This window comes from Neisseria subflava (assembly GCF_024205705.1).
GTDB classification, from domain to species: Bacteria; Pseudomonadota; Gammaproteobacteria; order Burkholderiales; family Neisseriaceae; genus Neisseria; species Neisseria subflava_D.
Map to the genome: position 1 here is coordinate 381,961 of NZ_CP073115.1, position 26,177 is coordinate 408,137.

Annotated in this window: 21 protein-coding genes and 2 pseudogenes; 19 read left to right on the top strand and 4 right to left on the bottom strand. The window is 49.2% G+C overall.

Annotated features, from left to right (window positions below; translation table 11 throughout):
• Positions 1-2 precede the first annotated feature (2 nt).
• Positions 3-983 carry a hypothetical protein gene (locus KCG54_RS01810; RefSeq protein ID WP_254324467.1) on the bottom strand — a complete coding sequence of 327 codons (981 nt, stop codon included), beginning with the start codon at positions 981-983 and terminating at the stop codon, positions 3-5.
• A 364-nt stretch (positions 984-1,347) separates the two neighbouring features.
• Here KCG54_RS01810 and KCG54_RS01815 point away from each other — a divergent pair, with 364 nt between their 5' ends.
• Positions 1,348-2,643, top strand: a complete 1,296-nt coding sequence (locus KCG54_RS01815; protein ID WP_254324468.1) for a M23 family metallopeptidase — start codon at positions 1,348-1,350, stop codon at positions 2,641-2,643.
• A gap of 94 nt (positions 2,644-2,737) precedes the next feature.
• A complete protein-coding gene (pncB, locus tag KCG54_RS01820) occupies positions 2,738-3,958 on the top strand; it encodes a nicotinate phosphoribosyltransferase (RefSeq protein ID WP_107768755.1) in 1,221 nt (406 codons plus the stop codon).
• 39 nt (positions 3,959-3,997) lie between these two features.
• Here pncB and mtgA read toward each other — a convergent pair.
• Together mtgA and aroE are read right to left on the bottom strand one after the other, a co-directional pair.
• Positions 3,998-4,698 (bottom strand): annotated as a pseudogene (mtgA, locus tag KCG54_RS01825) (monofunctional biosynthetic peptidoglycan transglycosylase).
• 2 nt (positions 4,699-4,700) lie between these two features.
• Positions 4,701-5,510, bottom strand: coding sequence for a shikimate dehydrogenase (gene aroE / locus KCG54_RS01830; protein ID WP_254324469.1), 810 nt, complete (start codon positions 5,508-5,510; stop codon positions 4,701-4,703).
• 190 nt (positions 5,511-5,700) lie between these two features.
• Here aroE and KCG54_RS01835 point away from each other — a divergent pair, with 190 nt between their 5' ends.
• The 17 genes from KCG54_RS01835 to KCG54_RS12045 all read left to right on the top strand — a co-directional run bounded on the left by KCG54_RS01835 (position 5,701) and on the right by KCG54_RS12045 (position 25,348).
• Positions 5,701-6,090, top strand: coding sequence for a surface-adhesin E family protein (locus KCG54_RS01835; RefSeq protein WP_070459789.1), 390 nt, complete (start codon positions 5,701-5,703; stop codon positions 6,088-6,090).
• A 238-nt stretch (positions 6,091-6,328) separates the two neighbouring features.
• The gene (gene glnA / locus KCG54_RS01840) at positions 6,329-7,747 is read left to right on the top strand and encodes a type I glutamate--ammonia ligase (protein WP_070843343.1); all 1,419 of its coding nucleotides are present in this window, start codon (positions 6,329-6,331) and stop codon (positions 7,745-7,747) included.
• 210 nt (positions 7,748-7,957) lie between these two features.
• Positions 7,958-9,202 carry a hypothetical protein gene (locus tag KCG54_RS01845; protein WP_101755959.1) on the top strand — a complete coding sequence of 415 codons (1,245 nt, stop codon included), beginning with the start codon at positions 7,958-7,960 and terminating at the stop codon, positions 9,200-9,202.
• A 62-nt stretch (positions 9,203-9,264) separates the two neighbouring features.
• Complete coding sequence (locus KCG54_RS01850) at positions 9,265-9,915, top strand: site-2 protease family protein (RefSeq protein ID WP_101755958.1); 651 nt, start codon at positions 9,265-9,267, stop codon at positions 9,913-9,915.
• A gap of 131 nt (positions 9,916-10,046) precedes the next feature.
• Positions 10,047-11,051, top strand: coding sequence for a tRNA dihydrouridine synthase DusB (gene dusB / locus KCG54_RS01855; RefSeq protein WP_254324470.1), 1,005 nt, complete (start codon positions 10,047-10,049; stop codon positions 11,049-11,051).
• Positions 11,052-11,089: 38 nt separating this feature from the next.
• On the top strand, positions 11,090-11,461 hold the full coding sequence (locus tag KCG54_RS01860; protein WP_254324471.1) for a toxin: 372 nt from the start codon (positions 11,090-11,092) through the stop codon (positions 11,459-11,461).
• Between the two features lie 275 nt (positions 11,462-11,736).
• Positions 11,737-11,976, top strand: coding sequence for a Fis family transcriptional regulator (locus KCG54_RS01865; protein ID WP_003684241.1), 240 nt, complete (start codon positions 11,737-11,739; stop codon positions 11,974-11,976).
• A 43-nt stretch (positions 11,977-12,019) separates the two neighbouring features.
• Positions 12,020-12,754, top strand: a complete 735-nt coding sequence (locus KCG54_RS01870) for a glutamine amidotransferase-related protein (RefSeq protein ID WP_254324472.1) — start codon at positions 12,020-12,022, stop codon at positions 12,752-12,754.
• Between the two features lie 76 nt (positions 12,755-12,830).
• Positions 12,831-13,706 (top strand): DMT family transporter, encoded by an 876-nt coding sequence (locus tag KCG54_RS01875; protein WP_254324473.1) that lies wholly within the window; start codon positions 12,831-12,833, stop codon positions 13,704-13,706.
• 65 nt (positions 13,707-13,771) lie between these two features.
• Positions 13,772-14,587, top strand: a complete 816-nt coding sequence (locus KCG54_RS01880) for a hypothetical protein (RefSeq protein ID WP_254324474.1) — start codon at positions 13,772-13,774, stop codon at positions 14,585-14,587.
• A gap of 111 nt (positions 14,588-14,698) precedes the next feature.
• Positions 14,699-15,868 (top strand): chloride channel protein, encoded by a 1,170-nt coding sequence (locus tag KCG54_RS01885; protein WP_254324976.1) that lies wholly within the window; start codon positions 14,699-14,701, stop codon positions 15,866-15,868.
• 157 nt (positions 15,869-16,025) lie between these two features.
• The gene (gene purH, locus KCG54_RS01890; RefSeq protein ID WP_254324475.1) at positions 16,026-17,606 is read left to right on the top strand and encodes a bifunctional phosphoribosylaminoimidazolecarboxamide formyltransferase/IMP cyclohydrolase; all 1,581 of its coding nucleotides are present in this window, start codon (positions 16,026-16,028) and stop codon (positions 17,604-17,606) included.
• Positions 17,607-17,679: 73 nt separating this feature from the next.
• Positions 17,680-18,195 carry an SMI1/KNR4 family protein gene (locus KCG54_RS01895; protein ID WP_254324476.1) on the top strand — a complete coding sequence of 172 codons (516 nt, stop codon included), beginning with the start codon at positions 17,680-17,682 and terminating at the stop codon, positions 18,193-18,195.
• 245 nt (positions 18,196-18,440) lie between these two features.
• A complete protein-coding gene (locus tag KCG54_RS11940; protein WP_256388401.1) occupies positions 18,441-18,569 on the top strand; it encodes a hypothetical protein in 129 nt (42 codons plus the stop codon).
• A 769-nt stretch (positions 18,570-19,338) separates the two neighbouring features.
• Positions 19,339-21,747 (top strand): ESPR-type extended signal peptide-containing protein, encoded by a 2,409-nt coding sequence (locus tag KCG54_RS01900; protein ID WP_254324477.1) that lies wholly within the window; start codon positions 19,339-19,341, stop codon positions 21,745-21,747.
• A gap of 50 nt (positions 21,748-21,797) precedes the next feature.
• The gene (locus KCG54_RS12040) at positions 21,798-21,896 is read left to right on the top strand and encodes a hypothetical protein (protein WP_432761023.1); all 99 of its coding nucleotides are present in this window, start codon (positions 21,798-21,800) and stop codon (positions 21,894-21,896) included.
• A 2-nt stretch (positions 21,897-21,898) separates the two neighbouring features.
• A complete protein-coding gene (locus KCG54_RS12045; RefSeq protein WP_432761024.1) occupies positions 21,899-25,348 on the top strand; it encodes a YadA family autotransporter adhesin in 3,450 nt (1,149 codons plus the stop codon).
• A gap of 353 nt (positions 25,349-25,701) precedes the next feature.
• Here the strand turns inward: KCG54_RS12045 and KCG54_RS01915 are convergent.
• Positions 25,702-26,085, bottom strand: a pseudogene (locus tag KCG54_RS01915) (transposase); the annotation flags it as partial.
• Positions 26,086-26,177: the final 92 nt, after the last annotated feature.

Consider the following 26,177-nt stretch of genomic DNA (forward strand, 5'->3'; position numbering starts at 1 on the left):
GTTTACCATGATCCGTTAAACGTTTTAGCTTTGCGCCAAAATGCCCATTTGGAACGGCGGCCGATTTCCAGCGTGCCGCCGTTTTCGCCGTCTGTGGCAATGCACACGGTTTTCAGACGGCCTGAATCGAGTGCGTCCCATAAAGGCGCAAACCAACGGGTTTCCCAGCTTTCCAAAATATCTTTGTATGCCCAAACATCGCCTGTTTGTAAGGTGGAAACCAAGTCGTCCAAAAAGATAAGGCCGTCTGAAACCGCATTGCCTGTTTCTTGAACCATCTCAAACCAAGCCTTCAAATCATATGGCGCATCGATTTTGGGCGTATCTGAAAAACGCGCCCATGCGCTGTCTGAGGCGACGATATCCGCAGACTGTGTGCCGTCCGCATCATTCCACAGCCACAAACCGTTGATTTCCGGCAGCCCTTGTTGTTCGCGCGCTTGGTTAATCGGATGCGAGTGGAGAAACATTTGGATTTCCGTCTGCATGGCCAACCAAGACACCGCATCTTTGCCGTGTGCCTGACCGTCCATTTCCGGCTGTCCGCACACATCCAAAACACATTCCGCGCCCCAATCTTCAGTCTTCGGCATACTGAGCAGCCACATGCTTTCGCAAAGCGGCTCGAATTGCCAATCTTTATCTTGATAAAACGCCGACAAATCCGCACATAACTGCTGCGCCTCTTCTTTTTGGATGCCGATAAACTCGCTGCTGATAATGTTGACATGGTGCATGCCCATTTGTTGCCAAACCGGAGAGGCAAAAGCGGCTGTGCGTTTTTGGCTTGTGTGGCGTAAACGTTGCACTTGGGCAATGAGGCTGCCGTTCCACAAATGGCGTCCGTAAAATTCAGACGGCCTGAGTGTTTCTTTGCGTAATGTGCCGTAACGCAAAAGACGGTTAAAAGCAGGTAAGGCAAGCGCAGGGACGGATTCGTCGGCAAAGCGGTTGAGCGAGGGGAGGGCGAGGGTCAGCTTCATAAGCGCAAATAGATAGAAAAACCGTTATTTTACGCGACAAATGATGCGTTTCGGAACCTTGCCCTCACGCCCTGAAAAAGAGCCGTTCAGACGGCCGGTTTGGAAAAAACGGGCTGTCATGCTAGAATGTGTGGCGTAAATTTCAGAAAAACAGGGTGTAAATCAACACAATAGCCCTGATAATAACGTCAATCTCAAACACGACCTCATTCATTCCGAATGAAAACCTGATTTTCAGATCGGAAAAAAGACTCAAAGTCCTTTATCCCCAAAACTGTTTAAACCAGCAGGCGGTCGCGGCAGGCCGGATGTGCCGGCATTCTGCAAACTTTAAAAAAACAGACCGCCCCATTAAGGATAACGCGTGATTAAAAACAAATATTCCACTCGATTCAAAGCAACCCTCTTAGCGTTTCTGTTGCCGGCTTCAGGCATCATGACCGCATACGCCATTACCGACCCTCAACCTGCACAAACCGATTTCAAAGTCGAGCGTATTTCCGAAGAGCTGCCTGCCGTTTATGTGGAAACCAATACCTATCAATCCAGCTATTGGGTGCAAGAAGTCGTCCAAGCCGGCGACTCTTTGGCAGACGTTTTGACGCGCATGGGTGTCAACCAAGAAGACATCAAGCAAATCATGGCGAAAAACAATGCCAACCTCGACATGAAAAACCTGCGGACCAACCAATCCGTCAACATCCGCATTGATTCTTCAGGCCAAGTGACCGACGTTCAATTCTTTACCGATGAAGAATTGGAACGCAACTTGGTGGCTTTGGAAAAAGTCAAAGGTAAATGGCGCATCTCCAATGCTGAAATCGACATGAAAACCATGCCGACCCTGCGCTCCGTGCAAATCCGCACTTCCGCCATCGGCGATATGCTCCGTGCCGAAATCCCTTCCGAAGTGTATATCCAGCTCAAAGAAATCTTTGCCGACTCGTTCAATATGAGCAATTTGAAAGAAGGCGATACCGTGCGTCTTTTGTACAACAGCATGTATTTCCGCGGCCAGCAAATGGCGGTTGGCGATATTTTGGCGGCTGAAGTGGTTAAAGACGGCAAAACCTACCAAGCCTATTATTACAGCCAAGGCAAAGGTGATGAAGAAAGCGGTAGCTACTACGACCAAAACGGTAAGTCCCTGCAACAAAAAGAAGGCTTTAATACCGAGCCTGTTGCATACACGCGCATTTCTTCCCCGTTCGGCTACCGTGTCCACCCGGTTTTGCATACCGTCCGTATGCACACCGGTATCGACTATGCCGCACCGACCGGTACGCCGATTAAGGCCGCTGCCGATGGTGAAGTGATTTTCAAAGGTTGGAAAGGTGGCTACGGCAATACCGTGATGATTCGCCATGCCAATGGTGTGGAAACCCTGTACGGCCACATGAGCGCGTTCAGCCCTGCCGACGGCAGAGTCCGTGCCGGCGAAGTGATTGGTTTTGTCGGTACAACCGGCCGTTCGACCGGCCCGCACCTGCACTACGAAGCACGCGTCAACGGCCAGCCGGTCAACCCGACTACCGTCGCCCTGCCGACGCCGAAATTGACCCCGACCAATATGGCCGCGTTCCGCAAACAGCAAAAAGATGCCAGCACGATGTTGTCTACCATCCGCTCTTTGCCGGTTTCCGTAGCGCAGTTGGATTAAATTAAGATAAAGGCCGTCTGAATAAGGTTTCTTTCAGACGGCCTTTTCCATTAAAATCGATACCTCAACGCCCACGTTTACTCAGAGAAAACTTATGTCCGCTTATCAGCCCATTATCCAATCCCTGCTTGATACCGACCTGTACAAATTCACCATGCTGCAAGTCGTGTTGCACCAATTCCCGCAAACCCACAGCCTCTACGAATTCCGTTGCCGCAACAAAGAGATGGTGTATCCGCTGGCCGATATTCAAGAAGACTTGGAACGCGAGCTCGACGCCCTGTGCCAGCTGCGCTTTACCCATGACGAACTCGACTATCTGCGCAGCCTGCGTTTTATCAAAAGCGACTTTGTCGATTATCTCGAACTTTTCCAACTCCAACGCCGCTTCGTCCAAGTCAGCCCCGATGACCAAGGCCGTCTGAACATCCGCATCGAAGGCCCGATGATACAGGCGATGTTCTTCGAGATTTTCATTCTTGCCATCGTCAACGAACTCTATTTCCGCCGCTTGGAAACGCCTGCCGTCATCGAAGAAGGCGAGCGCCGTTTGCAGGCCAAAGCGCAACAGCTGAAAGAAATCGCAGCTACACAAAATCCGAATGATCCGCCGTTCCTGATTTCAGATTTCGGTACGCGCCGCCGCTACACCCTCGCATGGCAGGAACACGTTATCCGTACCTTATTAGAAGCCGCTCCCGATATCGTGCGCGGTACCAGCAACGTTTATCTGGCCAAAAAACTCGGCATCACACCCATCGGCACCATGGCTCACGAGTTCCTCCAAGCCTTCCAAGCCTTGGACGTACGTTTGCGCAATTTCCAAAAAGCCGCGCTGGAAAGCTGGGTACACGAATACCGCGGCGACCTCGGCATCGCCCTGACCGACGTGGTCGGCATGGATGCCTTCTTGCGCGACTTCGACCTTTACTTCGCCAAACTCTTCGACGGCCTGCGCCACGACAGCGGCGATCCTTATGTTTGGGGCGACAAAGCCTACGAGCATTACAAAAAACTCAAAATCGACAGCCGCACCAAAATGCTGACCTTTTCAGACGGCCTCGATATTGAGCGTTCATGGGCGTTGCACCAATACTTCAAAGACCGTTTCAAAACCAGTTTCGGTATCGGTACCAACCTGACCAACGATTTGGGACACACGCCTTTGAATATTGTCTTGAAGCTTGTCGAGTGTAACGGCCAATCTGTCGCCAAGCTCTCCGACTCCCCGGGCAAAACCATGACCACCAACAACACCTTCCTCGCTTACCTGCGCCAAGTGTTTGACGTACCGGAGCCGGAAGAGAAAGCCTAAAAATAAAGGCCGTCTGAAATGTTCAGACGGCCTTTTTAATTAATCCATATCGCTTTCGGGCAATTCTGCCGAACCCATGCGGCGCAGGATGATATTGGTTTTGTTGTGCATCCGTTTGCTCTTAGGATGGTCTGCGTAAAACAGCGGAGCCGGAACGCGCGCCGTGAGTTTGGCGGCTTGTTGGCGGGTGAGGCGGAGGCAGGTTTCTTATAGAAATACTGGGATGCCGCTTCCGCGCCGAATACGCCGTAGTGCCATTCGATTGAGTTTAAATACAGCTCAAAAATGCGGTCTTTGTCGGTAACCGCTTCCATCATCGCCGTAATCGCCGCTTCTTCGCCTTTGCGGATGTAGCTGCGGCTTTCGTTGAGAAACAGGTTTTTCGCCAGCTGCTGGCTGATGGTCGAACCGCCGGCTTTGACTTCGCCGCTTTGCTTATTGCGTTTCATGGCGTATTTGATGCCGTTCCAGTCAAAGCCGCTGTGTTCGGCAAAATTGGCGTCTTCGGAAGCAATCAGGGCTTTTTTGAGGTTGACGGAAATTTGGTCGTAAGGCACCCAGCGGTAGTCCAGCTCGACATCGCGCCCTTCGCTTGCAAACTGGCTCATGCGCATGGACATGAAGGCGGTTTTGCTGGGCGCGACGGCGCGGTAGGTAATGATGTTGCCGTACACATAAGCGTTGAAGAAAATGAAGATGCCGATGGGCAGGGCAATCAGCCATTTGATGATGCGGAACATGGTTACAGGGCTTTCATGTATTCGATAACAGGGCGGATATCGGGCGTAAATCCGCGCCAAATATGGTAAGAGGCGGCAGCCTGACCGACCAGCATGCCCAGGCCGTCTGAAACTTCGGCCGCGCCGCTGCTTCGGGCAAAGTTCAAAAACGCCTGCGCCGCGTCGCCGTAAACCATATCGTAGGCAAGGCGGCAGTCGCGGAAAATTTCAGGATTGACGGCAGGAAGCTGACCGCTCAAGCCGCCGGACGTGCCGTTGATGATGATATCGAAACCGCCGTTCAAATCCGCCATCGGGACGGCTTCAATGCCGAAAAGCCGCGCCAATTCCTCAGCTTTGGCGTGGGTACGGTTGGCAATGACGATACGTGCAGGGCGGTGTTCTTTCAACACTGGAATCACGCCGCGCACCGCGCCGCCCGCGCCCAAAAGCAAAATGGTTTTGCCTTCGATGGCAATGTTTTTGACCTGCGTGATGTCGTTGGACAAACCGATACCGTCGGTGTTGTCGCCGCGTATCCTGCCGTCTTCCAACCACACCAGCGTATTGACCGCGCCGGCAGCCAAAGCGCGTTCGGAATGTTCGTCCGCCAGCGCAAAAGCTTCCTGCTTGAACGGAACGGTTACATTCGCACCTTGCCCGCCCTCGGCACGAAACGCCGCAACAGCCTCGGCAAAACCGCCGATTTCGACAAAAATGCGTCCATATTCGATGGCCGCACCTTCCTGCAGTGCAAACTGCTGATGGATTTGCGGCGATTTACTGTGTGCAACGGGATTGCCGAAAACGGCGTAACGGGGGAGGGTAGTCATGGTCGTGTTCCAAAAGACGGGACGGCTATTTTATAACGGCGGCGTACAGATGGAAACGATACCGTCTGAAACGGTTGTCAGGTAGCATGATGGAATATTTGTTTCTTGAAAAAAAAGTCATTTTTTACAATTTAACTTTATTTTTTTACAATTTAACTTTATTTTGTTGATAAGGACGAAAGGGACGGACATGAAAAAGATGTTGTGCTTGGCAGTATTTGCATTAGGGTTGGCAACGCCGGCGGTGGCGGAAGATTGGGTGTTGCTAGGTATTAACAGTAACAATACTACCATATTTGGTGATGCAGACAGCCGTACGGACAATAGTGCATGGTTTGAAACAAGGTACGCCGAGCCGAAAAAGATGATTAGCAATGGAAAATTTTATAATACAGCTAAAGCGTTGGAAGAAATGGATTGCAGTGGTAAACGTTTTAGGGCTTTGACAGTAACGTGGTATTCCGAATCGGGAAACCCTATCGGTTCTTATACACCATCCTATGCCGAATGGAGTTATGTTATTCCCGGTACGGGTGGAGAGAGTGTGTACAAATTTGTCTGCAACCGCTATCCTCGCTGACCGTTTTTAAACCAAACAACAGATGCCGTCTGAACTGCTTTCAGACGGCATCTGTTTTGTCGGCATTCGGACAAAAGGGCGGGCATTCCGCTTTTGAACAGACAAACCGAAGCATATTGTTGACAATCTTGCCGTCTGAAACTATATTTCATTGCGTAAAAACGGGTGCCCTGATGTATTTCAGACGGCCTTACCGTGGTAGAATAACAACTTAAACCCATTCCCTCAGGAGCTGAAGATGTCCATCAAAGACGCTGTAAAACTGATTGAAGAAAGCGAAGCCCGCTTCGTAGATTTGCGCTTTACCGATACCAAAGGCAAGCAGCACCACTTTACCATCCCCGCACGCATCGTCCTCGACGATCCCGAAGAATGGTTTGAAAACGGTCAAGCGTTTGACGGTTCGTCCATTGGCGGTTGGAAAGGTATTCAGGCTTCCGATATGCAGTTGCGTCCCGATGCGTCTACGGCCTTCGTCGATCCTTTCTACGACGATACCACCGTTGTCTTTACCTGCGACGTTATCGACCCGGCCGACGGTCAAGGCTACGACCGCGACCCTCGCTCTATCGCACGCCGCGCCGAAGCCTATTTGAAATCTTCCGGTATCGGCGACACTGCCTATTTCGGCCCTGAGCCTGAATTCTTCGTTTTTGACGGCGTAGAATTTGAAACCGATATGCACAAAACCCGTTACGAAATCACTTCCGAAAGCGGCGCATGGTCAAGCGGCCTGCACATGGACGGTCAAAACACCGGCCACCGCCCGACCGTCAAAGGCGGTTACGCACCTGTTGCGCCGATTGACTGCGGTCAAGACCTGCGTTCTGCCATGGTCAATGTTTTGGAAGAACTCGGCATCGAAGTGGAAGTTCATCACGCCGAAGTCGGTACCGGCAGCCAAATGGAAATCGGTACCCGTTTTGCCACTTTGGTTAAACGCGCCGACCAAACCCAAGACATGAAATACGTGATTCAAAACGTTGCCCACAACTTCGGCAAAACCGCTACATTTATGCCTAAACCGATTATGGGTGACAACGGCAGCGGTATGCACGTCCACCAATCCATTTGGAAAGACGGTCAAAACCTGTTCGCAGGCGACGGCTATGCCGGTTTGTCCGATACCGCCCTTTATTACATCGGCGGCATCATCAAACACGCCAAAGCCCTGAACGCGATTACCAATCCGTCCACCAACTCCTACAAACGCCTCGTGCCGCACTTTGAAGCACCGACCAAACTGGCATATTCTGCTAAAAACCGTTCCGCTTCCATCCGCATTCCGTCTGTGAACAGCAGCAAAGCACGCCGCATCGAAGCGCGTTTCCCTGACCCGACCGCCAACCCATACTTGGCGTTTGCCGCTTTGTTGATGGCCGGTTTGGACGGTATTCAAAACAAAATCCATCCGGGCGACCCTGCCGATAAAAACCTGTACGACCTGCCGCCAGAAGAAGATGCATTGGTGCCGACCGTTTGCGCTTCTTTGGAAGAAGCCCTCGCCGCCCTCAAAGCCGACCACGAATTCCTCCTGCGCGGCGGCGTGTTCAGCAAAGACTGGATCGACAGCTACATCGCCTTCAAAGAGGAAGACGTACGCCGTATCCGCATGGCGCCGCATCCGCTGGAATTTGAAATGTATTACAGCCTGTAAAACAGCTGAAACATTTTAAATAGGAAATCAAAGGCCGTCTGAAACTGGATTTGAAGTTTCAGACGGCCTTTAGGCTTGAAATAAATGGGGTGCTCGAATTGGGCATGATAGCGAGAAGCAATAAATCATGCCGTTGGAAAGCCTTTATGGAATCGGTGCCTTGTGTTAAATTGTGCTAATGAAATCATTTCGTCAAAAAGGTTGGGCAGAATGAAGAAGATAATTGGTTTGGCCATTGCTGCGGCATTTGGTTTGAGCGCGTGCAGTAATTTGGATCACAAAACCGCACACGAGGTCATGTCGATTTCCAATGACCGTATTTTAAAAGAAGACCGCAGCTTTAACATCACAGGCAGCTCTCGAATATATATCAGCCCATTGGCTGAAGCTGTATTGGCAGATGAAAAGGTGGAAAAGAAAGCCGAAGCGAAAGCAGAGGATGCCAAAGCCAAAGAGGGGGAGACGGCAGCCTCTATGAAGGTTGCTCAAGAAGACGACGCTGCTTTGAAGCAGGAGTTTTCTGAACGAGAAGAGGCTGAGTTCCGCACTGCAATGCTTGATGCCTTGCCGGACGGCAATATCGCACAAGTTGCCGTTGATTATCTGGATAAATATCCTGCCATATCCAGTTATATAGAAGGGGTTCATCTGAATTATGAGTCGGCAGTTGATTTGTCAACGCGTCAATTTGAGTTGATTCCTGAATTGACCATCAACAACCACAATGAAAAACTTAGTATCAAACTTCCTATGAAACTGGATGCGGAAAAATGGGAAATTTATATAGATCCGCCCGCCAGTGCTGCTGCCATTATTAGTGTGTACACCGATGAGAAAATCGGTAAACGTTTAATCAAAGAACCTTTAAAATTGAGTTTGAAAGAAATCGGTGATTCGAAACGTATGCCTTTTGATCATGTTGCAGAGGCGGGAGTACGTGCTTTTTTGAGTGCCAATAAGGCTATGCCTGCCGATGCATATGTATTTAAAGAAATGGATGCCTTTGGTAAGGCAAACCATGCACGCTATCGTGTACGTCATGTCATGAAACCGGAGTATGATTCTGTCGTAATGAAGGCAATGGCTAAGGCTTTTGATGAAGAATTGTCGAAATTACAGAAAACGCCTCAACCAGGGTCAACAGAAGAAGATTATAAAAATGCGCGGGAATTTTTCAGTATGTCTGTCAACATAAGTGATAACCAGCCACTTAGCGTCCAGCGGATATTCGGTAACAATCTTGTTGTCGACTATTATCTCGACCGCAAAGGCCGCATGTTGGCTTCCCGCATGTATATGCAAATCAACGGCACACATAAGGCCATTAATATTATCGGCGACAGTGTGTACAGCAATTACGGCAAACCGGTCTTCAAATTGAATCCGCAAGGTAAGGGTATTACTTGGAAAGAGCTGAAAGAGTTTTTCAGTTCGAATAAAAAAGAAGACGATTAAAGCCTCGGGCTGTCTGAAAGGATATTTTCTGTTTTCAGACGGCGTGTTTGATAAGGAAAAACATGTTTGCAAATTTTGATTTAGGCGTATTTTTGCTGGCAGTATTGCCCGTGTTGTTGGCCATTACCGTGCGCGAAGTGGCACGCGGTTATACGGCGCGTTATTGGGGCGACCATACCGGCGAGCAGCTTGGGCGTTTGACCCTCAATCCGCTGCCGCACATCGACCCTGTAGGTACGATTGTCGTGCCGCTGGTGTGTCTGATGATAGGCAGTTTTTTGTTTGGTTGGGCGCGTCCTATGCCCATTGATTCGCGCAATTTCCGTGATCCGCGCCGCGCGTGGCGTTGGGTGTCGATTTCAGGTCCGATTGCCAATCTGATTTTGGCGTTCTTTTGGGGCTTTGTCGTCGTATTTTCTGCGTATGTGCCTGAGTCTTATCAAGCGCCATTGGTGCAGATGGCAGGTTACGGCGTGATGGTGAACTCGATTTGGGTCGCATTCAGCCTGATTCCGATTTTGCCTTGGGACGGCGGTATTTTTATTGATACCTTCCTTAATGCCAAGCAGTCCATGCAGTTCCGTAAAATCGAGCCATACGGTACATGGATTATCCTGATCCTGTTGTTTACCGGCCTGCTGGCCAAACTGATTTGGCCGATTATCGCCATGATTCAGGCCGCAGTGCAGATGGTTGTTATGTTGTTTATTTAAATGTTTTGTCTGAAAAGGCCGTCTGAAACCCAGTTTCAGACGGCCTTTTTCATTGTGCAACATGTAAATACGATTGGAAAAGTTGCTTAAAAATTGTACAATTTCAGCCCTTTCAATTTGGCGCACACATCATGTACATCAGCGGTTATTTCATTGACAACCCCATCGCACTCGCCCCCATGGCAGGCATTACGGACAAACCGTTCCGCCGGATTTGCCGCGAGTTTGGCGCAGGGTGGGCGGTGTGCGAAATGCTGACCAGCGATCCGAGCTTGCGCCATACCAAAAAAACCTTGCGCCGCAGCGATTTTGAAGGCGAGGGCGGAGTGGTGGCCGTGCAGATTGCCGGCAGCGATCCGCAGCAGATGGCGGAAGCCGCGCGGTATAACGTCGGCTTGGGCGCTCAGGTCATTGATATAAACATGGGCTGTCCGGCCAAAAAAGTCTGCAATGTGCAGGCAGGCAGCGCATTGATGCAAAACGAGCCTTTGGTTGCCGAAATCTTGAAAGCCGTTGTCAACGCGGTGGACGTACCCGTTACCCTCAAAACCCGTTTGGGCTGGCACGACGAACATCAAAACTTGCCGACCATCGCCAAAATTGCCGAAGAATCAGGCATCGCTGCCCTTGCCATCCATGGCCGCACCCGTACGCAGATGTACAAAGGCGAAGCGCGTTACGAACTGATTGCCGAAACCAAAGGCCGTCTGAACATTCCCGTTTGGGTCAACGGCGATATTACTTCGCCGCAAAAAGCCGCCGCCGTCCTCAAGCAAACCGCTGCCGACGGCATCATGATAGGGCGCGGCGCACAAGGCAGGCCGTGGCTTTTCCGTGATTTAAAACATTACGCCGAACACGGCGTTTTGCCGCCGGCCTTAAGCTTGGCAGAATGCAACGCCACCATTTTGAACCACATCCGCGCCATGCATGAATTTTATGGCGAAGTGGCCGGCGTACGCATCGCCCGTAAACACATAGGCTGGTATATCGATGAAATGCCCGATGGCGAACAAACACGCCGAGAAATCAACCGCTTGGACAGCACCGCAGCACAATACGACACCCTTGCCGCCTATCTTGAGACGCTTTCAGAAAAAACCGACCGCTGGGTATGCCACTATCGGGAAGGCTAAAGGGTTTCAGACGGCCTTTTTCTTTTTGGGAAGTAAATATGAAATTGACCTCACGGTTCAAACGCTTCGGCATAGCCGCGCTGTTGCTGACAGGATTTGGTATTTATGCTTATGACTACAATCTGATAGCCTGTAAATTAATGGATCGCTATTGGAATGAAGACAAGGGCAGGTGCATGAATCCTGATTGTCGTCAACATGATGCTTGTATGCTGAGTGCAGGGAAGGATAAAGCAACATGCGAAACCATCCGCCCCGGTGACAGTTTGGACAAGGCTTGGTATGTACTGGGCAAGCCTTGGTATGAGGAGAACGGGCGTTTCTTTTGGGGTAATAAATATGGAGATAATGTAGCAGAAATCGAACCTGACGGAGAAAAGGTTGGCAAGATTACTTGCTTTGAGGAGTAGGTTGCGTGAGGAGATGGTTTCAGGAAACCCTATGTTTAATTTATTAAAACAACTGTTTGTCAAAAAACATCAAGCTGATTCTATGTTTTCACGCAATCATTTCGAACATGTGGATTGGGAACAGGAGTTAAAGAAATCTATTTCAAAATAAATCGATAGTTAATCAAAAATAAATATAAATCGGATAGGGTAAATTCAATCAAATCAAATAAACGTCGTCTGAATGTTCAGACGGCCTCATCATTTAAAAACAAATCTAAAGAAAGACAATCACGATGAATCAAACGACGACTGACATTGCGCAATGTATTGAACAAAACTTACGACAATACTTCAAAGACTTGGATGGTACGGAACCTTGCGGCGTGTATGATATGGTATTGCATCAAGTGGAAAAGCCGATGCTTGCCTGCGTGATGGAGCAATGCGGCGGCAACCAGTCTAAAGCGGCCGTTATTTTGGGTTTGAACCGCAATACCCTGCGTAAAAAATTACAACAGCACGGTATGCTGTAATACGGCAGGGCAATCCGTCCTGACGGTCGAAGGAGAAATAACAATGCAAAATCCGAATAAATTAAATATCCATTTCATCTTGCACGAGGCATTTGAAGTGCCGGGAGCATATTTGAAATGGGCGCAATGGCGCGGACATAACATCAGTACAACCAAAGTGTACGAAAGGGAAACCCTGCCTGACAATGTGGACGATATAGATTTTTTGATTGTGATGGGCGGGCCGCAATCGCCTGATGAAGACAGGCAGGCATTCCCGTATTACGACCCCGAATCCGAGCTGCTCCTGATGCGTCAGGCGATGGCGGCGGATAAATATATTGTCGGCGTATGTTTGGGTGCGCAGCTTTTATCCGTTGCCTACGGCGCGCGCCACACACGCAGCCCTGAGCGTGAAATCGGCATTTATCCGATTGAGTTGACGGCGGAAGGTTTGGCGGATGCCCATGTTTCCCTGTTGGGCAAAACCCTGAATACCGGCCATTGGCACGGCGATATGCCCGGTTTGACGGATGAGGCGGTTGTGTTGGCAACCAGCAAAGGCTGTCCGTGCCAGATTATCCGTTTTGCGCCCAAACATTATGCCTTACAGGCCCATTTGGAGTTTGACCGTGAAGCCGTCGGGCTGCTGATTGCGGCGGACGGACGCGAAAATGTGGCCGAACAAAGCCAAGCCCAAACTTATGTCCAGCATCCGGATAAAATCGAAGCGGCGGATTTCAGTGAAATGAATGCCAAACTCTTCGACTTTTTGGATTCGCTGACGAAGACAAAATAAAAAAGGCTAACTCTCCAGGCCGTCTGAATAATAAATATAGAGAAGAAACGATTAACCCTTTTTAAAAGGTCGGACCATGTTCTATCAAATACTTGCCCTGCTGATTTGGGGCAGCTCTTTTATCGCTGCCAAGTATTCTTACGAGATGATCGACCCTGCGTTGATGGTTGAGGCACGGTTGTTGATTGCCGCATTGATGGTGCTGCCGTCGTGCCGCCGCCATTTGGGTAGGATTCCGCGGAGCGAGTGGAAGCCGTTGTTGTGGATTTCCTTTGTTAACTACGTTGTCGTTTTAATGCTTCAGTTTATCGGTTTGAAATACACGTCTGCCGCCAGCGCGGTTACCATGGTGGGGTTGGAGCCTTTGCTGGTGGTTTTTGTCGGTCATTTCTTTTTCAACGACAAAGCGAAAATTTACCACTGGATTTGCGGTGCGGCGGCGTTTGCAGGCGTGGGCATGATGGTAATGGGCGGCGCGGAAGAGGGCGGTACGATTGACTGGTTCGGCTGTCTGTTGATTTTGCTTGCGGGATTGGGTTTTGCAGGCGTGATACGTCCGAGCCAGCAGATGGTTGCCCGTATTGGTGCGCCTGCATTTACCGTGGCTTCCATGGCTGTGGCGGCGGTGTTGTGTCTGCCGTTTTCGCTGGTGTTGGCAGACAGTTATCAAATCAACTGGTCATGGGGCGGTACGCTGTCGATTTTGTATATGGGGATCGGTTGCAGCTGGCTTGCCTATCTGTTGTGGAACAAAGGCATGAATAAAGTCCCTGCCAACGTCTCCGGCCTGCTGATTTCGCTTGAGCCTGTCATTGGCGTTATCATGGCGGTGCTAATTTTGGGCGAACATTTAAGTGCTATGTCTGCGATGGGCATTACCGTCGTTATTGCGTCCACTTTTGTCGCCGGTATGCTGGCGCGTGTCAGCAACAAACACAAAAAGGCCGTCTGAAAATGGTTTCAGACGGCCTGAAGTAAGCAGTACTTTTTTCAATAAAACATTTTGGGAAAATTTCTATGAAACGCATTATCTCCCTGCTTTTGCTTGCCTGCCCTATTTTGGCGTCGGCTGCACCCGATAACGACAAAGCCGCCGTACAGGCCGTCATTGCCAAGTACTACAACCGACCGCTTGCCGCGCACAAATGCCAGCTCGCCAAGCCGCCGAAAGACAGTGAGACAGCATCTGACAATATTATGTATTGCATGAAACCCGTTGCCGACCATACCGTAACACGCAACGGTAAAGCCACGCGCTATGTGTTGTACACGGGTTTTGCCTACGATATGAAGCTTAAAGTCAAACAGGATGCGCATGCTTCTTCGGGTTTGGCGGAATTGTTTGTTTTGGAAAAAACAGACGGAAAGTGGGCAATCAAACAACATGGAAGCGATGAAATTGGCGCATGGGGCGAAACACCGGAGAATAAGGATTGGCGGTTTGTCCAGATGGGGGAGCAGAACTGGGGCTACACTGTCGAATCAGGTTATACAGGTCAGGGTGAAACGACAACCGGAGAAAATTTCCTGTTTACCGATAATAGCAACCGTGTCCGTAAAAGCTTAATTATCAGCGGTAATGATAACGGCGCATATTACGGCAATTGCGATGAATATAAAGGGCGCGAAAAACGCCGCTGCGAAGACACGTTTGTCAGCCTGGAAGCCAAAATTGCTTTTGACAAAAGCCGTCCTGCCGTATCCGGCGTATGGGCGTTGACTGCAAAACTCAGCGGCGTATCAAGAAAGAAAAATTATAAAAATCAGAAATATATTTTCCCTTATAACGGCCAAACCCACGTCGCCCCCAAAAACTATCCCTTAGGCGGGTAATAGTCTCCTCAAAAAACGCTTTGATTAAACCACTACTACCTCAAGTCAAATCCCGTGAAAGAAACGCATAAACTTTGGGCCGCCCTCATCATTACCGGCATTATCGGCGGCATGGTCGGCATTGTATTAACCGAAATCATGCATACGATTCAACATCTTGCCTATGGTTACGGTTCAGACGGCCTATACGTTTCATTCCGAGAGGGCGTAGCGCAGGCAAGTCCGGAGCGACGTATCGGCGTGATGGCCTTTTGCGGCGCGGTGGTTGGTTTGGGGTGGTGGTTGCTCAAACGCTACGGCAGGCCGCAACCGGGCATTAAAGCCGTGGTTAAAAATCCGCTCGCGGGTTTTCCATTTTTTGAAACCGTCAGCCATGCCCTGTTGCAAATCATTACTGTCGGGCTGGGCTCGCCGCTCGGCCGCGAAGTTGCGCCGCGCGAAATGACTGCTGCCTTTGCTTCAGTAGGCGTCAACCGTTTCGGGTTGAGCGAAGACGACACAAGGCTGGTCATCGCTTGCGCCTCGGGTGCAGGTTTGGCGGCCGTGTATAACGTGCCGCTCGCCTCCACACTTTTCATCCTCGAAGCCATGCTTGGCTTATGGACGCAGCAAGCAGTCGCCGCCGCATTGCTGACTTCAGTCATCGCCACCGCCGTCGCACGCATCGGTTTGGGCGACGTGCAGCAATATCATCCGACCAACCTTTCCATCAACACCTCATTATTTTGGTTTTCCGTCATTATCGGCCCGATACTGGGCGCAACCGCCGTCTTTTTCCAGCGCACCGCCCAAAAGTTCCCCTTCATCAAGCGCGACAACATCAAAATCATTCCCTTGGCCGTCTGTATGTTTGCACTCATTGGCGTGATTTCCGTTTGGTTTCCCGAAATTTTGGGCAACGGCAAAGCAGGCAACCAACTGACCTTTGGCGGATTGACCGACTGGCAACACAGCCTTGAGCTGACCGCCGTCAAATGGCTGGTCGTCTTGATGGCACTTACCGCCGGCGCATACGGCGGCCTGATTACCCCGTCCATGATGCTCGGCAGTACCATCGCCTTTGCCGCTGCCGCCGCGTGGAACAGCGTTTTCTCGGAAATGTCGTCCGAAAGCGCGGCCGTTGTCGGCGCCGCCGTTTTCCTCGGCGTTTCCCTCAAAATGCCACTGACAGCCATAGCCTTTATTTTGGAGCTAACCTACGCCCCCGTCGCCTTACTCATGCCATTATGTGCAGGCATGGCAGGCGCAGTATGGGTGGCAAAGAAAATGGGATTTAAATAAGCAAAAGGCCGTCTGAAACCGAGTTTCAGACGGCCTTTTACAATAAAATTGTCAACAATATCTATAAAAACCTACTGCCAAAAAGGCGAAAATAGAGGATAATACCGCCCTGAAAATTCATCCCATATCGATTAAACCTTCAACAAAGGAAATCCAAATGTCTTCCATCAAACGCGCCCTGATCAGCCTATCCGACAAGACAGGCGCAGTCGAATTTGCCCAAACTCTGACCAAGCTCGGTGTTGAAATCCTCTCTACCGGCGGTACAGCAAAGCTCTTGGCTGATGCAGGCGTTCCCGTTATCGAAGTTGCCGACTATACCGGTTTTCCCGAAATGCTCGATGGCCGCGTGAAAACCCTGCATCCGAAAATCCACGGCGGTATCCTCGGCCGTCGCGATTTGGACGAACACGTCGCCAAGATGGAAGAACACGGCATCGGCAATATCGACCTTGTGTGTGTCAATCTTTACCCCTTCGCCGCCACCATCGCCAAACCAAACTGCACATTGGAAGACGCGATTGAAAACATCGACATCGGCGGCCCAACCATGGTGCGCTCTGCCGCGAAAAACTGGAAACACGTCGCCATCGTTACCGACACCGCTGATTTCCCGGCCATTGCCGCCGAACTCGAAGCCAACAACGGCGCATTGAGCGACAAAACCCGTTTCAACCTCTCACGCAAAGCATTCAGCCATACCGCCCAATACGACGGCATGATTTCCAACTACCTGACCTCGCTTTCAGACGACGTCTTGAGCGGCCAGCCCCAAATCGGCGAGTTCCCAAGCCAGTTCAACCAAAGCTGGATTAAAGTGCAAGACATGCGCTACGGCGAAAATCCGCACCAACGCGCCGCGTTCTACCGCGATATTTACCCAGCCGCAGGCAGCCTTTCCGCCTACAAACAGCTGCAAGGCAAAGAATTGTCTTACAACAACATCGCCGATGCTGATGCCGCTTGGGAAGCCGTCAAATCCTTTGACGCGCCAGCTTGCGTAATTGTCAAACACGCCAATCCGTGCGGCGTAGCCATCGCCTCCAATACCTTGGACGCCTACAAGCTCGCCTACGCTACCGACACCACCAGCGCATTCGGCGGCATCATCGCCTTCAACCGCGAAGTGGACGGCGAAACTGTCAAACAAATTACCGACAACCAATTTATGGAAGTCCTCATGGCTCCGAAGTTCACCGCGGAAGCCCTCGAAATCGCTGCCGCCAAGAAAAACGTGCGTGTATTGGAAGTGCCGCTTGAAGCAGGAGCAAACCGCTTTGAACTCAAACGCGTCGGCGGCGGACTATTGGTACAAACCCCCGACATCCACCGCCTCAACCGCGCCGATTTGAAAGTCGTCTCCAAACGCCAACCGACCGAGCAAGAATGGAACGACCTGATGTTTGTCTGGAACGTCGCAAAATACGTCAAATCCAACGCCATCGTCTTCGGCAAAGGCGGTCAAACCTACGGCATCGGCGCAGGCCAAATGAGCCGTGTGGACAGCACACGCATCGCTGCCCGCAAAGCGCAAGATGCCAATCTCGACCTCAACGGCGCATGTGCCGCTTCCGATGCCTTCTTCCCATTCCGCGACGGCGTAGATGTCATTGCCGAGCAGGGCATCAAAGCCATCATCCATCCCTCAGGCTCCATGCGCGACCAAGAAGTCTTTGACGCAGCAGACGAACACGGCATCGCCATGGTCGTAACCGGCATCCGCCATTTCCGCCACTGATAAGCTGATATAAAATAAGGGCCGTCTGAAACCTGATTTCAGACGGCCTAAGTTTTAATAAATGGGATAAGTCATGTCTTTTAGCCAAGCTGAGTTAGCAGATTTTGCTGCAAATCTTTTCATTAACTATGACGAAGGTTTTGAAGGAGATACGCCGCTTACGGATGAGATTATTGCGCGCGTGGAAGAGGAGCTGGGCTATTCTCTGCCCATTGACTATATCGCTTTGATGCGCCTGAAAAATGGCGGTAGTTTGAAACGCTGTTTTTTTCGTTATGCCGATACGGATGGATATGAATGCGAACTAATGGTTCGTGGTATATATGGTATTGGTTTTGCGAATAATAATTCCCTGTGCGGTCAAATGGGTAGCCGTTTTTTGGAGGATTCTAAAAATCACGCATTGCCGCATGTTGGCGTTTACTTTGCCGAAGAAGATAGCGGACACGGATTTTTTGCGCTGGATTACCGCAATATAAATGCCGATGGTGAGCCATCGGTTATCAATATTTATTTGGATAATTTTCATGAGGAATATATTGCCGACAGCTTTGCTGATTTTGTCCGTCGTTTGACTGCAGACGAGTAAGTAGGGCGGATAAGTGGTTAGGATTTCAAATATTCCTGTCTCTAGTAAGCTGATATAAAATAAAGGCCGTCTGAAAACAAAGTTTCAATATCATGAAACCCGTTTTCAGACGGCCTTTTTCAATCATCAAACAATTTAGCGGCCTAACTGTAAATCAGGACAAAGCAACCAAGCTCCAGCCCGTCCGATTAATACGGCAACACAACGCCACACAAGTCTAAAACCAACCCACTCAGAGAAAAAACATGAAACACATCCTCCTCATTCTCACCCTCGCCACACTCACCGCCTGTGCCTCCAGCCATACCGGTGGCTACGGCTATGCCGGCAACAACGGCGCCTCCGCAGGCGTGACCCAAACATTCCGTTGGTAAGGCCGTCTGAAAAAACAACACAGTTTTCTACAATAGAGAACAAACAAATCCCAAACGTAAAGGCAAGTTTTACACTTGCCTTTTTAACGCTGTCCATCGGCTCAATAGCGCATAAATTCGTGTCATTTGCCTGCTGTTTGCTATGTTAGAAAACGTCAAAGGCCGTCTGAAAACAGGTTATGGAAAACCGTCTCACGTTTTAATCGGATTTTCAATATAAACTTCATTATTTTTCTAAATAAAATATAATATTCAAATCTATTACTAAAGAAACTATCCAAATCATATATTATTTAATAATCATTATTGTTTTAGAATAAAGCTTTAAAATCAAATAACTAGAAAAAAGCGTTTAAAAAAAGCAACAAGTAAATCTAACGGGTATGACCGTTGAGGCCGAAAAAATAACACTTTATCGGAAGAATTGATTTGTAAAACCAAACGCATATAAAATTTGGACAAGGATTCCGAATGCATTGATAGAAGCTGACAAAAAGTGACTTGTTAAGAAACAAGCTGACAAAAAACGGCACATCGTTTCCCAAACTTCACAAGCTTCCCAAAATGTATCAGCATAAAATCCCATAAAACAGGCTTTTAGCTGTTATTCGGCCGAGTGGAGACTTTTGGCACGGTAATTGCATACAGGAGATTACGGCATGAAACCGCATAAAGGGGAGACTCTGAAATGCGGCAAATGTGTGGACAGGTGGTTTACAGCCGAGCAACACGTCCCAAAAGAAATCAAACCCCTTACAGGAAAATCGATATGAATAAAGTCTTTAAAGTCATTTGGAACCACGCGACCCAGACATGGACCGCGGTTTCCGAGATCAGCCATGCGCACGGCAAAAAATCCGCTTCTGACAAGCGTAAAGCCGTAGCTGCTGCAGTTGCGGCGGCAGGTGCTTTGGCGGTGTCAAACGGTGCAATTGCTTCCGCGGATCTTACTACTAATGATGCAGTTAATGTTGCGCCAAATAATGTGCCCAACCCTACTGCCGGACGCCATGCTGTTGCCGTAGGCCCTAACGCAACTGCCTCACATGAAAACTCAATTGCGATTGGTAACGATGCTACTGCCAAGTGGACCAATGCTATTTCTATTGGTGAACTCGCTGTAGCAAGCAAAGACCATGCACTTGCTATGGCTACATCAGCAACCGCATTGGGTGTTCAATCTGTTGGCATCGGTTCATACTCTAACGCTAGTGCGGATTCCGCAGTTGCTCTTGGTCAAAATGCAAAAGCTGGTGGTGAAGTACCAGCTGGTGCTGATAAAGGTACTGGTACCGCAGCAGTAGCTGTTGGTCTTAATGCAAATGCATCTGCAGCCAATACGGTTGCGACAGGTAAGAACGCTGCTGCAAGTGTTGATAATGCCGTTGCGGTTGGTGTCCAATCTAATGCTTCTGGTCGTTCGGCAACTGCATTAGGTGGTTATTCTGCTGCTTCAGCTGAACGCGCTACTGCGGTTGGTGCTGCATCTAAAGCATCAGGTACAGCCTCTTTTGCTGGTGGTACATCAGCTAATGCTGCTGGTGTAAACTCTGTTGCAGTCGGTGGTTCAATGGAGGCAAAAGAAGCTGCTCAAGCAGTTGGTAATAACTCTATTGCAGTAGGTTCTAAGTCAAATGCCCAACAAGCTTCCGACGTTGCAGTAGGCCATGGTGCTAAAGCCAATGGTACTTCTGCCGGTACTAATGCGGAAGGCTCAGTAAACAATGCCGGTTCGGCAACGGCAATCGGTACAGAAGCTCAAGCAACTGGTATCGTAGCAATTGCTGTCGGTGAGCGCGCCCAAGCCCTTCAAAACGGTGCAGTAGCATTGGGTGGCGACGCTCAAGCGAAACAAGGTTCTGACGTAGCTATCGGTCGTGGTTCCGTAGCTGATGGTACTTCTGCGGCTGCATTCGGTCCTGCTGCTAAAGCAGGTGCTCGATACGCGGTAGCATTGGGTGTACAAAGTAACGCTGCTTCTACGCAAGCGATTGCATTAGGCCGTGGTGCTAAAGCCAATGGTGGTGATTATGCAACTGCTCTGGGTAACGATGCTCAAGCAACAGCTAAAAACACTTTGGCTTTGGGTACTGAAGCTAAATCTACTATCGAAAACAGCGTAGCTCTGGGTAACGGCTCTACAACCAGCGACTTCGTACCTACTAACACTGCTACTATTCGCAGCTACAATTACAGCATTGACCAAAGTGCTACTGTTTACAGCTACACTTACAGCGGCTTCGCAGGTGCAACCAGCGGTTTGGGCAATGGCGCAGTATTGTCTGTAGGTTCTGCAGGTAAAGAACGTCAAATCCAAAACGTTGCCGCAGGCCGTATTTCTGCAACTTCTACCGATGCAATCAACGGCTCTCAATTGTACGCTGTTGCAAATCGCATCGAAAACCTGAATCCGTTCGTATTCGAAGGCGTCAACGGTAGTAACGCCAATGCTCCTGACGGTACTTTTATCTATAACCCGAAGTCAGCCGGTGACCCGAGTATATACGAAAACCGCCTGAGACTGATCGCCGGTGACGGTTTGACAATGACTTCAAACGGCACTAACGAATACACCCTGAGCGTAATTGGTGGTGGTGCTAAAGGCGAAAAAGGTGATGCTGGTCCTGCTGGCCCTAAAGGCGAAAAAGGTGATGCTGGTCCTGCTGGCCCTAAAGGCGAAAAAGGTGATGCTGGTCCTGCTGGCCCTAAAGGCGAAAAAGGTGATGCTGGTCCTGCTGGTGCTAAAGGCGATACCGGCGAAAAAGGTGATAGCGCTCGCGGCTTAGCTGTTGGAGTTGAAGATAATAACGAAAACGGTACTCACACTATTACTATTACTAATTTAGATGATGGTTCAATCACTACTACTATCGTAAAAGATGGTAAGAACGGTAAAGACGGCGAAGCCGGTGCTAAAGGCGAAAAAGGCGACAAAGGTGACCAAGGCGAAGCCGGCGCTAAAGGCGAAAAAGGCGACAAAGGTGACCAAGGTGAAGCCGGCGCTAAAGGCGAAAAAGGCGACAAAGGTGACCAAGGTGAAGCCGGCGCTAAAGGCGAAAAAGGCGACAAAGGTGACCAAGGTGAAGCCGGTGCTAAAGGCGAAAAAGGCGACAAAGGTGACAAGGTGAAGCCGGCGCTAAAGGCGAAAGCGACAAAGTGCAACTGGTGCAGACGGTAAGAATGCACAAGCCATGTTAAGATAACGGCAATGGCACTCACACTGTAACCATCACTGATGGTGAAGGTAATACCACTACTACTATCATTAAAGATGGTAAGAACGCTGAAGCCGAAGTTAAGACAACGGCAACGGTACCCACACTGTAACCATTAAAGACGGTAACGGTAACACCACTACTACCATCGTTAAAGACGGTGCAACTGGTGCCAAAGGCGATACCGGCGCAACTGGTGCAACCGGTGCCGATGGTAAGAACGCTGAAGCCGAAGTTAAAGACAACGGCAACGGTACCCACACTGTAACCATTAAAGACGGTAACGGTAACACCACTACTACCATCGTTAAAGACGGTGCAACTGGTGCTAAAGGTGATACCGGTGCAGACGGTAAGAATGCTAAAGCCGACGTTAAAGACAACGGCAATGGCACTCACACTGTAACCATCACTGATGGCGAAGGTAATACCACTACTACTATCATTAAAGACGGTAAGAACGCTGAAGCCGAAGTTAAAGACAACGGCAACGGTACCCACACTGTAACCATTAAAGACGGTAACGGTAACACCACTACTACCATCGTTAAAGACGGTGCAACTGGTGCTAAAGGTGATACCGGTGCAGACGGTAAGAATGCTAAAGCCGACGTTAAAGACAACGGCAATGGCACTCACACTGTAACCATCACTGATGGCGAAGGTAATACCACTACTACTATCATTAAAGACGGTAAGAACGCTGAAGCCGAAGTTAAAGACAACGGCAACGGTACTCATACTGTAACCATCAAAGACGGTAACGGTAATACCACTACTACCATCGTTAAAGACGGTGCAACTGGCGCTACTGGTGCAGATGGTAAGAATGCTAAAGCTGAAGTTAAAGACAACGGCAACGGCACTCATACTGTAACCATCACTGATGGTGAAGGTAATACCACTACTACTATCGTTAAAGATGGTACAGCTGCAGCTAAGGGTGATACCGGTGCTAAAGGTGAAGACGGTAAGAATGCTAAAGCCGACGTTAAAGACAACGGCAATGGCACTCACACTGTAACCATCACTGATGGCGAAGGTAATACCACTACTACCATCATTAAAGACGGTAAGAACGCTGAAGCCGAAGTTAAAGACAACGGCAACGGTACTCACACTGTAACCATTAAAGACGGTAACGGTAACACCACTACTACCATCCTTAAAGACGGTGCAACTGGTGCCAAAGGCGATACCGGCGCAACTGGTGCAACCGGTGCCGATGGTAAGAACGCTGAAGCCGATGTTAAAGACAACGGCAACGGTACCCACACTGTAACCATTAAAGACGGTAACGGTAACACCACTACTACCATCGTTAAAGACGGTGCAACTGGTGCTAAAGGTGATACCGGTGCAGACGGTAAGAATGCTAAAGCCGACGTTAAAGACAACGGCAATGGCACTCACACTGTAACCATCACTGATGGCGAAGGTAATACCACTACTACTATCATTAAAGATGGTAAGAACGCTGAAGCCGAAGTTAAAGACAACGGCAACGGTACTCATACTGTAACCATCAAAGACGGTAACGGTAATACCACTACTACCATCGTTAAAGACGGTGCAACTGGCGCTACTGGTGCAGATGGTAAGAATGCTAAAGCTGAAGTTAAAGACAACGGCAACGGCACTCATACTGTAACCATCACTGATGGTGAAGGTAATACCACTACTACTATCGTTAAAGATGGTACAGCTGCAGCTAAGGGTGATACCGGTGCTAAAGGTGAAGACGGTAAGAATGCTAAAGCCGACGTTAAAGACAACGGCAATGGCACTCACACTGTAACCATCACTGATGGCGAAGGTAATACCACTACTACCATCATTAAAGACGGTAAGAACGCTGAAGCCGAAGTTAAAGACAATGGCAACGGTACTCACACTGTAACGATCAAAGACGGTAACGGTAATACCACTACTACCATCGTTAAAGACGGTGCAACTGGTGCAGATGGTAAGAATGCTAAAGCTGAAGTTAAAGACAACGGCAACGGTACTCACACTGTAACCATCACTGATGGTGAAGGTAATACCACTACTACTATCGTTAAAGATGGTACAGCAGCAGCTAAAGGTGATACCGGTGCTAAAGGTGAAGACGGTAAGAATGCTAAAGCCGACGTTAAAGACAACGGCAACGGCACTCACACTGTAACCATCACTGATGGCGAAGGTAATACCACTACTACTATCGTTAAAGACGGTAAGAACGCTGAAGCCGAAGTTAAAGACAACGGCAACGGTACTCACACTGTAACCATCAAAGACGGTAACGGTAATACCACTACTACGATCGTTAAAGACGGTGCAACTGGCGCTACCGGTGCAACTGGTGCAGATGGTAAGAATGCTAAAGCCGAAGTTAAAGACAACGGCAACGGCACTCATACTGTAACCATCACTGATGGTGAAGGTAATACCACTACTACTATCGTTAAAGATGGTACAGCTGCAGCTAAGGGTGATACCGGTGCTAAAGGTGAAGATGGTAAGAATGCTAAAGCCGAAGTTAAAGACAACGGCAACGGCACTCACACTGTAACCATCACTGATGGCGAAGGTAATACCACTACTACTATCGTTAAAGACGGTGCAACTGGCGCTACCGGTGCAACTGGTGCAGACGGTAAGAATGCTAAAGCCGAAGTTAAAGACAACGGCAACGGCACTCACACTGTAACCATCACTGATGGCGAAGGTAATACCACTACTACCATTGTTAAAGATGGTACAGCTGCAGCTAAAGGTGATACCGGTGACAACGGTAAGTCTGCTGAAGGTAAAGTTGAGCGTGATGAAGCTAAAGGTACTTCTACCATCACTATCAACAACTTCGATAAAGACGGTAAAGTCATCTCTACTTCTACTGCAACCGTGAAAGATGGTAAAGATGGTAAAGACGGTAAAGACGGTAAAGATGCTGATGGCACCTTCGGTCTGGTTGACGAGACTGGTACTACTGACGGCTCTATCTCCAAACCTCTGAATAACACTATTCAGATTAAAGGTGATGCGGGTACTAAAGTTCAAGTATTCGACAAAGCAACCGGTAAGACTTCAGAGAAAGAAGTTCAAAACATCTTCGTTAAGAAAGACGGCGATGCGCTGAAAGTCAGCATGAACCCTGATCTGACCGTTAACAGTGTTACTACTAACGAACTGAAAGCAGGTCCTGTAACCATCAACCAAGGTGGTATCGATGCCGGCAACACTACTATCCAAAATGTTGCTCCAGGTAAGAAAGGTACCGATGCGGTTAACGTTGACCAGTTGAACCAAAAAATCGGCGATGTGAACAGCAATGTGAACAAGGTTGACAACAACGCCCGCGCAGGTGTGGCTCAAGCTCTGGCTACTGCCGGTCTGCCACAAGCTTACTTGCCAGGTAAGAGCATGCTGGCTATCGGTGGCGGTCACTACCGCGGTGAAACCGGTTACGCTGTCGGCTTCTCTAGCATCTCCGATGGTGGTAACTGGATCATCAAAGGTACTGCTTCCGGCAACTCACGTGGTCACTTCGGTGCTACCGCAGCAGTTGGTTACCAATGGTAATCTGACTTTCAGACGGCCTGAAAAGGCCGTCTGAAAAGACGAAGCAAAGTAAATGCGGCCTATTTAGGCCGCATTTTTTTATATCTTGAATGAGGTTTGTTGGTTTTTTATAAGGAAGAACAATAAGAATACCATGTGTAATATGCTCTCATGAGGAGTTGGGAGATAGAGCAATTAATATGAAAAGCTTACTTAAAAAAGTAGAGTGAGACCTTTGCAAAAAAGTCCTTTCCCCAACAGCCGAAACCCAAACACAGGTTTTCGGCTGTTTTTGTTTCAAATATCCGCTGACTCTACCCAAATATCCCCTTAATCCCTCTTGGATACCTGATAATCAGGCATCCGGCCACCTTTTAGGCAGCAACAGGCGCACTTAGCCTGTTGGCGGCTTTCAACAGGTTCAAACACATCGCCTTCAGATGGCTTTGCGCACTCACTTTGAGCAGACCAAAATAGGCTGCCCAGGCGTAGCGGAATTTACGGTGCAGCGTACCAAAGCTTTGTTCGACCACATAACGGGTCTTCGACAAATATCGGTTACGTTTGGTTTGCGTTTCCGTCAGCGGATGTTTGCGGTGGGCTTTGCGCATAATGCCGTCCTGCAGCCGATGCTCTTCCAGATGTTGCCGGTTTTCCTCACTGTCATAGCCTTTGTCGGCATAGACGGTCGTACCTTCGGGCAGTCCTTCCAATAAAGGCGACAGGTGTTTGCACTCATGGGCATTGGCGGGGGTGATTGTGGGGTGGTGTTAGTTTTGTCATAGATATATAACGAGAAAAAAAGGTAGAAATTATTGAAAACATGAAGATATTTAAAAAATTGGGGAAA